A 12362-nucleotide genomic window follows, 5' to 3' on the forward strand; every position below is an offset into this window, starting at 1 on the left:
TCCTCGGCATCGTGAACTACGGTGAGCATGGGCGTACCTTCCCAACCAGCGCGCCAACGCCGGTCTTGATCGAATACCTGATTCCGTGATGATCATCCTCGGGAAGGTGCGCCCACTTTCAGGCCACCTCGCCGAGCCTCATCCACAGGTATTGATCATTGCTCCAGTGAGCGTCACTCAGCTGCAGGATGGAATCGGTATGAGTCTCGTAAAGATCTGCTGAAGATTGCGCCGTTCCGGCAGTCGTGCGGCGCCGCGGCCGCTTCGGCGGGCACCATGTGGAGCATGGAGCACCACCCGGGTAGATCGCCTGAGCACGCGAAGGGATACCGCGCGCTGGTCGTCGACGACGAACTGCCGCTGGCCGAAGTGGTGGCTAGCTATCTGGAACGCGATCAGTTCGAGGCCGTGGTGGCCGGAAACGGTGTCGACGCTATCGCTGTCGCGCGCGACTTCGATCCCGATGTCGTCATTCTCGACCTTGGCCTGCCCGGCATTGATGGACTGGAAGTCTGCAGACAGTTGCGCACGTTTTCCGACGCCTACGTCGTCATGCTCACCGCTCGTGATACCGAACTCGATACAGTCCTCGGTCTCACTGTCGGCGCCGACGACTACATCACCAAACCCTTCAGCCCGCGCGAGCTTGTGGCGCGCGTGCGGGCCATGCTGCGGCGGCCCCGCGTCCTGCAATCGGCCACCGCAACCGCCGAACGTGAGGTGGCACCACCGCGTCGGTTCGGTGCGCTGAGTGTCGACGTCGCCGCCCGTGAGGTTGGCATCGACGATGAACAGATCTTGTTGACCCGCACAGAGTTCGACATCCTCGAAGCGCTCTCAGGCCGGCCGGGCATTGTGCTGAGTCGGCGTCAACTTCTCGAAATTGTTCGCGACGGGCCCTGGGTCGGCAACGAGCACCTCGTCGACGTCCACATCGGGCACTTGCGGCGCAAACTCGGCGATGATGCCGCACGCCCGCGCTACATCGCCACGGTGCGAGGTGTGGGATATCGGATGGGGACCGGACAGTGACTCCCCCGCCTGCGTCCACAGCTCGCCGACGTCGACGGAGGGGCCGTCCTGGTATCGGCTTGCGGCTGCTGGCGGCCCAAGCGATTGTGCTGGCAGCCGGGGCCGTGACGACCGCGGTGGTGGCCGCCGTCGTCGGACCTCCGCTGTTTCGCGAGCATCTTCACCGCGCGGGGGTGCCGATGAACTCGCCAGAGGAAGTCCACGCCGAGGAGGCCTACGGCTACGCGACGGTGATGTCCATCGGGGGCGCCCTGGCGGTGTCGGCACTGGCTGCGCTTGCCGTCAGCTTCTACGTCAGTCGACGGCTCCAACGGTCCGTCACCGAGGTTGCCTCCGCTGCCACCGATGTCGCTCAAGGGAATTACGATGTCCGCGTGTCATCGCCGCGCCTCGGCGACGATTTCGACGCACTCTCCACTGCCTTCAACCAGATGGCTTCCCGGCTCCAAACCGTGGATTCGACAAGACAGCGGCTCTTTGGAGACTTGGCGCACGAGATCCGCACACCGGTCGCGGTGCTAGAGGCCTATATTGAGGCACTCGAAGACGGGGTGCGCACTTTGACGCCGCAGACGGCAACCATGCTGCGTGACCAAACCCGCCGGCTGGTGCGATTCTCCAATGACGTCGCCGCCTTGGCCAAGGCCGAGGAAAGTTCAGTTTCCATGTCGTACGCCAACATTGACGTCGACCGCTTGACACACCGATGCGTCGCCGCGGCGCAGGAACGCTACGACAACAAGGGAGTCGCACTACGCGTACGCCTCCAGAAGGCGCTACCGCCGTTGTGGGCCGACGAGCAACGACTCTCCCAAGTCCTGGGCAATCTGCTGGAAAATGCGTTGCGGCACACGCCTTCCGGCGGCTCGGTCGAAGTCAACTGTGTCCGCGACGGCGACCGGTTGAGGATCGCCGTCGCCGACACCGGTGAAGGGATTGCCGCCGAGCACGTCAACCGGGTGTTCGAGCGGTTCTATCGGGCAGACTCCGCCCGCGACCGCGAGCACGGCGGCGCCGGTTTAGGGCTCGCCATCGCCAAAGCGCTGGTCGAGGCCCACGGCGGAGCCATCTCCGTAGCGAGCGCGGGCCCCGGCGGCGGCGCAACATTCACCCTCGCCATGCCGATCACCCCGGAGCGCACCGAGCAAACCCCTGTCACGGCTGACTCAGCGCGAATCTGACCGGCAGGCGCCGCAACTCGCTACTTGTCCAGCATGCCCTGCATCGTGTCGATCTCCGCTTGCTGAGAGGACACGATGTTGCGCGCCATCTCCACCGCCGCGGGGAACTGGCCGTTGTCGATCTCCTGCTGCGCCATCATGATTGCGCCCTTGTGATGGGCGATCATCTGCGTTAAGAAAAGTCGGCTCGCCTCCGCGCCCTGCGCGTTCTGCAGCGCAGCCATGTCGGCTTCCGACATCATGCCGTGACCGCTGCCGCCCATACCAGGCATCTTGCCCATGTCGCGGCCGGGCATCTGGTGAGCAGGCATGTCGTGGCCAGGCATAGCGGTGCTGGTCGCAGGTGCAGGCGAGGACGACGCCCCCCACTCCTGGAGCCAACCCTGCATCTGCTCGATCTCGGGGCCTTGAGCATTCTTGATCTCGTCAGCGAGTGAGATGACCTCGGGATCGATGCCCTGCTTGCCGAGAAGCATGTCGCTCATCTCGATCGCCTGCTGGTGATGAGGAATCATGCCTTGGGCGAACGTCACATCAGCGTCGTTATGGGTAGCGTCGCTGCTGGCAGCGCTGGGCGAGGCCGATGGTGCCGCCGGGCTGCTGGTCGATGACTGAGAGTCGGTTGTCGCATTCGAACAGGCGCTGACGAACAGGGCCGCCGCCGCCATCGCCGCAAACCCAGTTCGGTATCGCTTGTGCTGCATCGCACATCCCTTCTCATACATCTTCCTGACACCATGCGTCCACACACACGGCAAGCGCTCTCGCCGCCTCGGTCCAGCCTCAGGACTCCGCGTATGGGTCGGTTCGAGTTCCGATGAAGATTCGATGAAGACGCCTCACCAACCCGTCGGTACGCGCCGCGCGCTCGGGCGATCCAGCGTCACGCCGCAGCCGGTTCAGTCATTGCCCGCGACCGGAAGGAGTCAGTGTGCAGCTCGGTAGATTCATGCCGCAATCTGACCGAAGCCTTGGCCTGCCCGCACGCCGCGATCAGTCGATCGGCAGCCGCCGCCGCAACGCCTCCAAGAGCTGGGTAACCGTCGGCAAACCCATCAAACCGGCGTCGGTCTGATATAGCCGGCACGCCAACTCCATCACCGGCACCGCATCGTCAAAAGCGTCTATGCCATCGACGAGAATCGTTGGAGAGCCCGCGAACGACAAGGCCGCCGCCTCATCATCCGTAGCGACCCGCCGATACGTGATCTCGACGTCGACCAGTCCGGCTGCTGCCGCGCCCACAAGGGCACCGGCTTCCTGCCAATTCGGACACCCTTCGAAATAGACGATCTCCACTCTCATGTGCCAATGGTGCGCGTAACAAGCCGGTGATGTCATCGGCAGGGGGCATCACCGCCAACCACGGACATGTCTCGCACCAGCAGAACTGGTGGCCCGGGGAAGGTCTCACCGGTTTAGAAGCGGGGACATGGCGCCTACGCGACTCGCGTCATCGAGTTAGCGCCGGGCCTGCAGATCACTCTCATTCTTTGGATAGTTGCATATATTGCAATGTTTGCATATGTTTGATTTTGGAGGTGGTTGCGGTGGCTGCAATAGGTGCTCTAGCTCTGTATTTGATGTTCGTCGCACTCGGGTTCGGCTGGCGGAGTTGGCGCCAGTATCGGCTTACTGGTTCCACCGGCTTCCACGGAATCAGCGGCCGGCCCGGCTCACCGGAATGGGCCGCCGGCGTCGGTTTCGTTGTGGCCATGGTGCTCGGTCTCCTCGCGCCGGCTTTGCAGGTGTTTGGCGTGCTAGCCCCAATCGCCGCTTTCGAGGCCTGGGGGCTTCAGGCATTGGGGTCCGTGTTGGCACTCGGGGGTCTCGCCGGAACGCTGTACGCGCAGAACGACATGGGCGATTCGTGGCGGATAGGCGTCGATCCGCAGGAGTCTACGACCCTGGTGCGCCGCGGCGCGTTCGCGGTTGTGCGCAACCCGATCTTCACGGCGATGCTGTCGTTCGCGACCGGCGTGGCGTTGATGGTCCCGAATGTGTTGGCGCTGGCTGCATTGATTCTTCTGGTCGTGGCGATCGAATTGCAGGTCCGCGTGGTGGAGGAGCCATACCTCGTTCACACGCACGGGGACGCCTACCGGTCCTATGGTCAAGCCGTCGGCAGGTTTCTTCCCGTTCTGGGACGTTTTCCTAGGTCCGTTGGTGGTGAATCCCGCTAAGCGGGCGCCAGCAGAATCTGCGCCAGCCGCGTGGTCGTTTCCACGCCGTCGTCGTAGGCGCCTTCGCCGTTGAGCGAGTTCATGATCGCCAATGTGTAGCGTTGTCGAGGGCCGGCGAAACCGACGCTGTTGACGACCCAGCCGCCCTGTTCTTGGGACCACCCGTTCTTGTTGCCGGGAGTCATGGCCGCGCCCGCTCCCCACACTCCCCACTGCTGGTTGGCGTCGAGGTGTTGCATCTCCGACACAATGGCCGCGGTTTGGGCCGCAGGCAAGCTGGTGAGGGTGTAGTTCATCAGCCGGTCGAGGTCTTCGCTCGTGGCCTTTTGGAAACCCCAGTACGGGTAGGTGCCGCTGAAACCCTGCTGCGGTTGCAGGCTGGTAAGTCCGTACGTGGCGAAATTGCGGTTGAACGCCATGTTGTCGGGTCCGCTGTAGCGTTCCCAAAGCGTATCGGCAGCGTCGCTGTCCGATGAGTGCATCATGTTGGCCATGAGTTGGCGGTCGGCTGGGGTCAAGGCGATCTGGCCGGCGCGAGCCCGAGTCAACAGATCAACCACCATCGCTAGCTTGATAGTGGATGCGGTCCACATCATCGTGGTAGCCGCGTCGTTGCGGTGAGCCTGTCCGGTCGTCCGGTCGCGAAGCACGTAGCCCACCGTGCCAGGACGAGTAGCGAGGTAGGCGTCTGCCTGTGCGATGCGCTGTCCGATCTCAGCGGTGGCGACGGGTGTCGGCGCGCAGAGCAACACGGTCATAGCGACAAGTCCGGTGACGACGGCTCTCACGCGCGTAGCTTGTCAGCCCCACGGGCATCAGGGCCGACGGCACGCCGGGTAAGCACCGGTTCCTACTATCCATCTCCGCACATGCAGAGCCGGCGGATGGTAGGGGTGCCGTCGCGAGGCAGCCCGAGGTCGGCTCGTGTCCCGTTCGACGTAGGCAGCCCTGCGCTCCCTTTGCACGCCGGCCCCGTGCAGCCCCTCCTCTCTCCGACATATTAACGTCCGTTAGTATGTTCGGATGAGCGAGCCGCGGCTTGATCACTGCGATCTGTTGTGCTTGGACCTGCCCCATGCCGAGCGAATTCGTTCCCGGCTACCGTCACTCGTCGACGCCGAATCACTGGCAACCGCGGCGCGGGCTCTGAGCGACCCGACGCGACTGACGATCGCCTCAGCGCTGCTCGACGGCGAGGAACTGTGTGTATGTGACATGGCCTGGGTGGTCGGGCAGTCGCAGAACCTCGTATCCCACCACCTGCGGCAGCTCAAGATCGCCGGTCTGGTGACTTCTCGGCGGCAAGCCCGGATGGTGATGTACCGACTCACCGACCGCGGCCGATCCTTGACCGAGGCCGTGCTGGCGCACGGTTACCGTCAACCGGCCTCCGAGGCACGCCATGTCTGACCCATGCTGCGGGCCCGCGGCCAATGGAGTCGACACCGAGCCCGGATCGGGACCGGACAAGTGGTGGGGAGTCCGCGAACTGCAGCTGGCGGCCCTGGCGGCGGCGTTGCTCCTCGGCGGCTGGGCGTTGCACCGAAGCGGTCTTTCCTCCATCGGCTTGGGACTTGAGCTCGCGGCGGTTGCCGCCGGGGCCGCAACGTTCGCGCCCGGAGCCGTTCGCAGTCTTCGACACGGCCGCGTCGGCGTTGGCACGCTGATGACGATCGCCGCGGTCGGCGCCGTGGCGCTTGGACAGGTCGAAGAAGCCGCGCTGCTGGGAATCCTGTTCTCCATCGCCGAAGGACTCGAGCACTACGCCGTCACCCGAACCCGCCGAAGCCTGCGCGCCCTGCTGTCGCTCGTGCCGCCAACGGCGACCGTGATCCGCGACGGCCACGAAACCCCTGTGCGCCCAGACGATTTGCTCATCGACGACGTGATGGTGCTACGGCCAGGAGACCGCGCCGCCACCGACGGCGTCATCACCTCCGGTCGCACCAGCTTGGACGTGTCGGCGATCACCGGAGAATCGGTTCCAGTCGAGGCGGGACCCGGCAGCGAGGTGCATGCCGGTGCGATCAACGGCGGTGGAGCGGTCGAAGTCGCCGTCACCGCCGTCGCCGCCGAAAGCTCGCTGGCCCGCATCGTTCACATCGTCGAACAGGCTCAGGAGCGCAAGGGTGCGGGTCAGCGGTTGGCGGACCGGATCGCCCGCCCTCTCGTCCCAACAATCATGGTCCTGGCCGCAGCAGTTGCGGCGATTGGCGCGCTGGTGGGCGAGCCGATGCTGTGGCTCGAACGCGCACTCGTGGTCCTCGTCGCCGCCTCACCCTGCGCCCTGGCCATCGCGGTGCCACTCACCGTCGTCGCCGCCGTCGGCGCTGCCAGCCGACAAGGCGCCCTCGTCAAGGGAGGCGCCGCCGTCGAGGAACTCGGACGCATCGCCGTGATTGCCCTTGACAAGACGGGCACCCTGACCCGAAACAGCCCGCAAGTGATAGAGACGGTGACCGCCAGCGGCGTCAGCGAGGCCGAAGCCCTGCACCTCGCCAGCGCAGTCGAGTCCCGTAGTGGGCACCCACTGGCCCGGGCAATTACCGACGCTGCAGGCCCCGACATCGTCGCGGCTGAAGACGTGAGAGCCGTTGTCGGCCATGGCATGAGTGGCCGCGTCGAGGGTCGCAGGATCCGTTTGGGGAAGCCGGGCTGGGTCGCGGCCGGAGAATTCGCCGCCGACGTCGTGCGCCTCCAATCGGCCGGGGCGACAGTGGTCCTGCTCGAATGCGACGCCGTGGTGGTGGCGGCGATCGCAGTCCGCGACGAGCTGCGCCCCGAAGCGCCGGAAGTGGTACGGCAACTACACGAGCTGGGCATCACCACCGCGATGCTGACCGGCGACAACTCCCGCACGGCAATGGCCGTGGCCGAAGCCGCCGGCATCACAGTCGTGCACGCCGACCTGCTTCCCGAAGACAAAGCACGCCTGCTGTCCGAACTCTCCGGCGGCCGGCCCATCGCCATGGTCGGCGACGGGGTCAACGACGCCCCCGCACTAGCCACCGCCGACATCGGCATTGCCATGGGAGCGATGGGCACCGACGTCGCCATCGAAACCGCCGACGTCGCGCTGATGGGCGAGGATCTGCGTCACCTCCCCCAAGTCCTCGCTCACGCCCGCCGAGCCCGCAAAATCATGCTGCAGAACATCGGACTGTCGCTGGCGATCATCACCATCCTCATTCCCCTCGCCGCCTTCGGGGTTCTCGGGTTGGCCACCGTGGTATTGATCCACGAGGCGGCAGAAGTACTCGTCATCCTCAACGCGATCCGCGCCGCACGCACCCATCCCCTACCCGGCGTCGAACCGCAGCCGATGGCTGCAGCGGCGGCGCACCACATCACCCTCCCCACCCCCCCGACACCCGTCGATGCCTGCTGCGCCCCGACGCCGGCGCTCACACCGGTGGTCCTTGATCGTCGGGAAACCCGCAGCGGCGGATGCACCTGCTGCGCTGCAGAACCCACAAATCCCCGTGACGAGTCGATCCGTCGAAGTGAACACCACTGGTGATGGTGCGACCGCGAAATGCCTTCGCCGCCGCGAATCGACCTACTGCCGAACCGGAATTGGTATTGAGCAGCACCGCGCACACTCGTCGTCTGTGCCGGTCGGGCGCAGCGCCGTCGCGCCGCCCCCGGGAGGCGTATCGGCGGGAGATGGCCGCTGCAAAGCGCACACCATCCGCCAAGCAGCGGTGGCGGCATTGGGAACGGGCACACATCGTGTCGCAACCCGACCCTTGGCCACACACCTACAATCACGCGGCGATGCGGGCCTTGGCGCTGCGCCAACGAGACCGTCGCGAAGCTTTCGGCCAGGTTGTTCGCCTGATCGTCGCTGCGCCGGGATCGCTGACCGGACGCTATCCCGGGGGCAACACCGGTCGGGTCGGCGCGGGCCTCATGACCCCGTGGGCCGCGCCCGCCGCTCTCGCCGCACTCGTGGGCGGGCGAAGGGACTGAAGGGCGATGTCAGTCACGACGTCGAACCAGAACGCGCGGCCGTGGCCGGCCGTCGCCGCCGCAGTCGCGCTAACGACCGCGGCGTTGAGCGTGGGCTATTGGGCGCTCGGACTGGCAACCATGCTCATCTTTACCGCCGGGTTCGTCGGGGGCTTGCTTCTGTGGCTGGTGTGGCCGAGTGGCGGCGGCTGGGCCGACATTCGCGCGCCATATTGGATCGCCCTGTTGTTGTTCCTTGCCCACCGCGTCGAAGAGAAGCAGATGGGGTTCTTCGCATTCCTAGCGGCGGTCACGGGTGTGCCAACCCCTGCGGTGAACTCGGTGCCCGTGGTGCTGCTCGTCGCCGTCTCCGCGGGCGCCTGGCTGTTAATTCCCGCCCTCATGCGGCGCGGCCGCCCGATCGGCCGATACCTGGCATGGACGTTCTTCGCCTCGTTAGGTCTCACGGAGTTGGCGCACTTTGTGGTGTTCCCGTGGCTCGATCCCGGCGGGGCCGGCTACGTGCCCGGAATGTGGACCGTCGTCGCTCTCGCACCGGTCGCCTGGTGGGGAATGTGGCGTCTCTCTCGACGGCCGTCCATCGAATCCGCGCCCAAGCGTCCGATCTGGCGCCAGCCGAGGGCATGACCGATCTACGGTCTTCCTCCGTATATAGTCGGACACGCGATGCTCAACCGCGGGCGCGGTTCGGGTTGGTGCTGCGGTACAGGGCTGCGCCGGCGCATCACAGACGTTCGGTGAAACTCATGAAGGACGCATTCCAATGGCACCTCTCACACGCATTCTGCTGACCGTCTTCGCGGTCATCACCATGATCATCGGGGTTGGCGTGTATCTCTCGGCCCAGGACAAGGACGCCCCCACCTCCGCGCAAGGCCAGGGTGAAGACGTCGGTCAGCTGGTCCGGGACAACAGTCGCCGCCTCACCACCGTGCCGAACAGCGATGTCACCTTCGTCGAGTTCCTTGACTTCGAATGCGAAGCGTGTCGCGCGGCCTTCCCGATGGTCGAACAGCTGCGCGCCGAGTACGGGGACCGCGTCAACTTCGTCATCCGCTACTTCCCCATTCAGTCTCACTTCAACGCAGAGCGGGCGGCGCGCGCGGTCGAGGCGGCCGCCCAACAGGACAAGTTCGAGCCGATGTACAAGAAGATGTACGAGACGCAGAGCGAGTGGGGCGAACAACAAACTCCGGCGGACTCCCGATTCCGCGGATTCGCAGCCGAACTCGGGCTCGACATGGCGGCGTTCGATGCTGCCTACAACGACCCCGCCACACTCGATCGTGTCAATGTCGATGTCGCTGACGGTAAGGCCCTCGGAGTCAAGGGCACACCGACCTTCTTCATCGACGGAACCGAAGTGGAATTCAGGAGCTACGACGACTTGAAGGCCGCAGTCGAACAGGCATTGAACGGATAGCCGCGGTGACTGCCGACAGCTCTTGGCGCACCGGTTCCATAACTCGGGACGTGTGCGGGCGCGAACATGACGGCAGCACCCCGCGTCGACGGCGATCTGAGGGGTCGACATCGACCGCAGTGCGCCGATCTCGCGTTGGCTGACAGGGAGATGGCTTCTGCGCGAAGTCGGTTCCGTCGCGGTGAGGTCTCGCTTCGACCTCAGTACGCGCCATCTCGAATCGCCTCTGCGTGGTGGGCGACCATCAGTCCGAGATGCAAGCGGGTGGCCAGCTGCACTGGTTCGGATGATGATGATGATGCGGCCGGGCCCCGCACCCCACGCCCCGCGTCATCAGATCGGCCGCCTGCCGGATCCTGACGAACACGGCTCGAAAGGTGCTGTCGTCGGCGCCTGAGCTCTCACCGCAGACGGGACAATTAGACGGCCTGGGCATGACCCGAAATCACCTGCGGGAGAAGGGGAGTCCCTGTGAACGGGCGAGAGCATTGCGCGATACCGGGTCGGGGCCACGCACGCGCTTATCCCGAGGACCAATGTGATGCAGCCGCTATGCCGACAATGCGGTCCTCGTCGTCATGAGCCCAGGCTCGGCGCAGCCGTCCTCTGCTCGATCGCAGTCGAGCGGCGGCGCCGCAGGATCAGCACCGCGAGCACCGCCAGCATTGCCACAACCCCGCCGGCGGCGATCACTTGACCTCCCAACCGCTGGTCGCCCAGCAAGTTCGCATGCCAGCTCAGTTTCAAGGAGCCGTAGAAGGCGCCACCGAGAACCTCACGCATGTTCATCACCACGACCCCGGCAATGATGAACTGCGACAGCGCGAGAAACAGCATCGCGATCCGGCCCCGCTTGGGCATCGGCCGTGGCACCACCGGCTCGACGCCGCCGACGGCGGTGAAGAACAGCGCACCGCTGAGCAGGAAGTACCCGATCATCAGCATGTGCGTGGCGTGTTCGCTTACGGCAGCATCGAAGACCACTTCGAGGCAGAGCCCGTACACGCCCACCACGAGAAGCGTCAGCGCCGTCCATGGATGAGCGATAAAACGCAGCAGTGACGAATTCAGCGCGCTGACAAGCCATTCGCGTGGCCCCGGCACCGCATTGGGTTCGGCTGCCCGCAAGGCCCTCAGCGCGAGGGTCACCGGTGCGCCCTGCACGAGCAACACCGGCACCACTATCGTGAGCACCAATTGAGCGACGGCGTGCATGCTGAACATCGCCGCCATGTACATGCCGAGTCCTGACGAAGTGGCGAACAACAAAACGACGCAGCCGATCAGCCACGATACGGTGCGCCGCGTCGACCACGGGGCACCGCGGCGAGCCAGCCGATACACCGCAGCAAGGTAGACGCCGGCCATGACGACCGCCGCCGTGCCGAAGATCAGGTCGAACCGCCATTCGACCAACACCCGCGCGATCGTCGGCGCCTCGGTGAGGTCGAAGCCGAGCGCAGCCTCGGCCGGAACGGGTTCGCGCGTCGCGGGCGGCGGTGGCGTGCGACCGAGCCCGACCGCCAGGCCGACTGCGACGCCAAACAGGGCGGCTTCTGTGAGTGCGAGCCGCAGCAGCGGTCGGCGCGACGTCGGATCACGCTGCAGCGCAACGATCGACGACCGCCGCTGTCGCCAGCCGATCACACCGAGGCCGCCCAGCACTGTCACCTTCCCCACGACGAGGAGCCCGTAGGTGCTGTCGAAGATGGTCGACACGTCGATCCGGACCGCCGCGTTGACAAATCCACTTACGGCCATCGCCGCGAAGCACCACAGCGCCAGACCCGAGAAACGGCGGGCGGCGATGTCGGTGTGGCTGCCGCCGCGCAGCGCGTGCCCAAGCAGCGCCAGCAATCCGCCGGCCCACAATGACCCAGCAACCAGGTGAATGATCAGGCTGTTGGTCGCGATGTCGTGTGAGCCGCCCGACGAGGAGTGCCCCGTCACGGCCAGCGGCATCAACGTCGCCAGGGCGCCCGCCAGTAGGGCAGGCGTCCACGACCACCGCAGCACCGGCAGGCTCGCTACCGCGACGACCGCGGCCAGAATCGAGGTGGTGCGCCACGCCGCGGTGGTCTCGACGAGGTCGGCCGCCGACCATATGTCCAGCGGTGTGAGCTCAGTCAACGGCACCCCCGACACGTCGGAGATCGTCAGCGCCACCAACAGCGCAGCGCACATCGCCCAGATCGCGCAAGCGGCAGCGCCGACCCGAAGCGCCCGGTACCCGTCGACGTCGAGCACTCCACTTGCCTGCGGCGGAACGAGGAACGCCGCGAACAGGAAGTGTCCGACCGCCACCATCGCAGCGATCTCTCCAGCGGCGCGCAAGAAGGACAGCCCGTAGGTGGTGACCGGCCCGGGATCGCTCAGCCCGGTCACCGCCAGCGCCTCAGGCAGTGCCAGGGCGCCGATCGCGGCAGCGGTAACGCCCGCTAGCAGTGCAACCCCGAGCAACACAGCTCGCACCACCCAGCGTCGGGGGGCAGCAGACGTGGCCATCACCGTCCCCATTCCGATCCCGCCGTCGATTCGCCATGACCGCCTCGGCGCTTCACGATCAGCACA

At 65.7% G+C, this 12362-nt stretch carries 12 protein-coding genes; 8 read left to right on the forward strand and 4 right to left on the reverse strand.

All coding sequences use genetic code 11. From position 1 onward, the window contains the following. Positions 1 to 276 precede the first annotated feature (276 nt). Both ACXMYJ_RS22420 and ACXMYJ_RS22425 read left to right on the forward strand, forming a co-directional pair. Complete coding sequence (locus ACXMYJ_RS22420; protein ID WP_460358887.1) at positions 277 to 1032, forward strand: response regulator; 756 nt, start codon at positions 277 to 279, stop codon at positions 1030 to 1032. Further along, positions 1029 to 2213 (forward strand): HAMP domain-containing sensor histidine kinase, encoded by a 1185-nt coding sequence (locus ACXMYJ_RS22425; RefSeq protein ID WP_260752976.1) that lies wholly within the window; start codon positions 1029 to 1031, stop codon positions 2211 to 2213. Before ACXMYJ_RS22420 ends, ACXMYJ_RS22425 begins: the two co-directional genes overlap by 4 nt. Before the next feature lie 20 nt (positions 2214 to 2233). Here the strand turns inward: ACXMYJ_RS22425 and ACXMYJ_RS22430 are convergent, their stop codons facing one another. Both ACXMYJ_RS22430 and ACXMYJ_RS22435 read right to left on the reverse strand, forming a co-directional pair. After that, complete coding sequence (locus ACXMYJ_RS22430; protein WP_041800035.1) at positions 2234 to 2917, reverse strand: DUF305 domain-containing protein; 684 nt, start codon at positions 2915 to 2917, stop codon at positions 2234 to 2236. Positions 2918 to 3206: 289 nt separating this feature from the next. After that, positions 3207 to 3518 (reverse strand): alkylmercury lyase, encoded by a 312-nt coding sequence (locus ACXMYJ_RS22435; protein ID WP_460358888.1) that lies wholly within the window; start codon positions 3516 to 3518, stop codon positions 3207 to 3209. A 278-nt stretch (positions 3519 to 3796) separates the two neighbouring features. Here ACXMYJ_RS22435 and ACXMYJ_RS22440 point away from each other — a divergent pair, with 278 nt between their 5' ends. Continuing rightward, the gene (locus tag ACXMYJ_RS22440) at positions 3797 to 4396 is read left to right on the forward strand and encodes a methyltransferase family protein (protein ID WP_041800688.1); all 600 of its coding nucleotides are present in this window, start codon (positions 3797 to 3799) and stop codon (positions 4394 to 4396) included. Here the strand turns inward: ACXMYJ_RS22440 and ACXMYJ_RS22445 are convergent. Next, positions 4393 to 5154: a serine hydrolase gene (locus tag ACXMYJ_RS22445; RefSeq protein WP_011893713.1), complete on the reverse strand. Its 762-nt coding sequence runs from the start codon at positions 5152 to 5154 to the stop codon at positions 4393 to 4395. The two genes, ACXMYJ_RS22440 and ACXMYJ_RS22445, sit on opposite strands and share 4 nt — an antisense overlap. Positions 5155 to 5419: 265 nt before the next feature. Between ACXMYJ_RS22445 and ACXMYJ_RS22450 the strand changes: the two genes are divergently transcribed. The 5 genes from ACXMYJ_RS22450 (at position 5420) to ACXMYJ_RS22470 (ending at position 9791) form a co-directional block, all read left to right on the forward strand. Next, complete coding sequence (locus tag ACXMYJ_RS22450; RefSeq protein WP_011893712.1) at positions 5420 to 5806, forward strand: ArsR/SmtB family transcription factor; 387 nt, start codon at positions 5420 to 5422, stop codon at positions 5804 to 5806. Continuing rightward, complete coding sequence (locus ACXMYJ_RS22455) at positions 5799 to 7916, forward strand: heavy metal translocating P-type ATPase (protein WP_011893711.1); 2118 nt, start codon at positions 5799 to 5801, stop codon at positions 7914 to 7916. Before ACXMYJ_RS22450 ends, ACXMYJ_RS22455 begins: the two co-directional genes overlap by 8 nt. A gap of 89 nt (positions 7917 to 8005) precedes the next feature. Continuing rightward, a complete protein-coding gene (locus ACXMYJ_RS22460; protein WP_041800682.1) occupies positions 8006 to 8368 on the forward strand; it encodes a DUF3703 domain-containing protein in 363 nt (120 codons plus the stop codon). 6 nt (positions 8369 to 8374) lie between these two features. After that, positions 8375 to 8995, forward strand: coding sequence for a hypothetical protein (locus tag ACXMYJ_RS22465; protein WP_011893709.1), 621 nt, complete (start codon positions 8375 to 8377; stop codon positions 8993 to 8995). Between the two features lie 136 nt (positions 8996 to 9131). Next, on the forward strand, positions 9132 to 9791 hold the full coding sequence (locus tag ACXMYJ_RS22470; protein ID WP_011893708.1) for a DsbA family protein: 660 nt from the start codon (positions 9132 to 9134) through the stop codon (positions 9789 to 9791). A gap of 576 nt (positions 9792 to 10367) precedes the next feature. Here ACXMYJ_RS22470 and ACXMYJ_RS22475 read toward each other — a convergent pair. Then, on the reverse strand, positions 10368 to 12296 hold the full coding sequence (locus ACXMYJ_RS22475) for a cytochrome c oxidase assembly protein (RefSeq protein ID WP_041800678.1): 1929 nt from the start codon (positions 12294 to 12296) through the stop codon (positions 10368 to 10370). Positions 12297 to 12362 lie beyond the last annotated feature (66 nt).

Source organism: Mycobacterium sp. ZZG, from assembly GCF_054786995.1.

Bases quoted from the DNA above. Each gene is read 5' to 3' on its own strand.
- ACXMYJ_RS22420 (WP_460358887.1), top strand. From the start codon at position 277: ATGTGGAGCATGGAGCACCACCCGGGTAGATCGCCTGAGCACGCGAAG.
- ACXMYJ_RS22430 (WP_041800035.1), bottom strand. From the start codon at position 2,917: ATGCAGCACAAGCGATACCGAACTGGGTTTGCGGCGATGGCGGCGGCG.
- ACXMYJ_RS22435 (WP_460358888.1), bottom strand. From the start codon at position 3,518: ATGAGAGTGGAGATCGTCTATTTCGAAGGGTGTCCGAATTGGCAGGAA.
- ACXMYJ_RS22440 (WP_041800688.1), top strand. From the start codon at position 3,797: ATGTTCGTCGCACTCGGGTTCGGCTGGCGGAGTTGGCGCCAGTATCGG.
- ACXMYJ_RS22445 (WP_011893713.1), bottom strand. From the start codon at position 5,154: ATGACCGTGTTGCTCTGCGCGCCGACACCCGTCGCCACCGCTGAGATC.
- ACXMYJ_RS22450 (WP_011893712.1), top strand. From the start codon at position 5,420: ATGAGCGAGCCGCGGCTTGATCACTGCGATCTGTTGTGCTTGGACCTG.
- ACXMYJ_RS22455 (WP_011893711.1), top strand. From the start codon at position 5,799: ATGTCTGACCCATGCTGCGGGCCCGCGGCCAATGGAGTCGACACCGAG.
- ACXMYJ_RS22465 (WP_011893709.1), top strand. From the start codon at position 8,375: ATGTCAGTCACGACGTCGAACCAGAACGCGCGGCCGTGGCCGGCCGTC.
- ACXMYJ_RS22470 (WP_011893708.1), top strand. From the start codon at position 9,132: ATGGCACCTCTCACACGCATTCTGCTGACCGTCTTCGCGGTCATCACC.
- ACXMYJ_RS22475 (WP_041800678.1), bottom strand. From the start codon at position 12,296: ATGGCCACGTCTGCTGCCCCCCGACGCTGGGTGGTGCGAGCTGTGTTG.